1 protein-coding gene is annotated in these 1,191 nt (G+C 67.1%); it reads right to left on the reverse strand.

Annotated elements, in window-relative coordinates; genetic code table 11:
- Positions 1 to 1,191 (reverse strand): elongation factor Tu, encoded by a 1,191-nt coding sequence (gene tuf, locus FVE89_RS30360; protein ID WP_161393874.1) that lies wholly within the window; start codon positions 1,189 to 1,191, stop codon positions 1 to 3.

Here is a 1,191-nt window from a genome sequence, read left to right on the forward strand (position 1 = left end):
TCAGTCGTTGATGGCGGCGACGACGCCGGCACCGACCGTGCGGCCGCCCTCGCGGATGGCGAAGCGCAGCTTCTCCTCCATGGCCACCGGCACGATCAGCGCCACGTCCATGGTCACGCTGTCGCCCGGCATCACCATCTCGGTGCCCTCCGGCAGCGTGCAGATCCCGGTCACGTCCGTCGTCCGGAAGTAGAACTGCGGCCGGTAGTTCGTGAAGAACGGCGTGTGGCGGCCGCCCTCTTCCTTCGTCAGGATGTAGGCCTCGGCCTTGAACTTCGAGTGCGGCTTCACCGAACCCGGCTTGCACACCACCTGGCCGCGCTCCACGTCCTCGCGCTTCGTGCCGCGCAGCAGCACGCCCACGTTGTCGCCCGCCTGACCCTGGTCGAGCAGCTTGCGGAACATCTCGACGCCCGTCACCGTCGTCTTGGTGGTCGCCCGGATGCCGACGATCTCGACTTCCTCGCCCACCTTCACGATCCCGCGCTCGACCCGGCCCGTCACCACCGTGCCTCTCCCTGAGATCGAGAACACGTCCTCGATCGGCATCAGGAACGGCAGGTCGATCGGGCGCTCCGGCTGCGGGATGTAGCTGTCCACCGTCGCCATCAGCGCCAGGACGGCTTCCTTGCCGATCTTCGGCTCCTTGTCCTCCAGCGCCATCAGCGCCGAGCCCTTGGTGATCGGGATGTCGTCGCCGGGGAAGTCGTACTTCGACAGGAGCTCGCGCACCTCCAGCTCGACCAGCTCCAGCAGCTCCTCGTCGTCGACCATGTCGACCTTGTTGAGGAACACCACCAGCGCCGGCACGCCGACCTGACGCGCCAGCAGGATGTGCTCGCGCGTCTGCGGCATCGGGCCATCGGCCGCCGACACCACCAGGATCGCGCCGTCCATCTGCGCCGCGCCCGTGATCATGTTCTTCACGTAGTCGGCGTGGCCGGGGCAGTCGACGTGGGCGTAGTGCCGGTTCGTCGTCTCGTACTCCACGTGCGCCGTCGAGATCGTGATCCCGCGCGCCTTCTCCTCCGGCGCCTTGTCGATCTGGTCATAGGCCGTGAACGTCGCGCCGCCCGTCTCAGCCAGCACCTTCGTGATCGCCGCCGTCAGCGACGTCTTGCCGTGATCGACGTGGCCGATCGTCCCGATGTTGCAGTGCGGCTTGGTGCGGGAGAACTTTTCCTTGCCCAT

This window comes from Methylobacterium sp. 2A, from assembly GCF_009806555.1.
GTDB lineage: Bacteria > Pseudomonadota > Alphaproteobacteria > Rhizobiales > Beijerinckiaceae > Methylobacterium.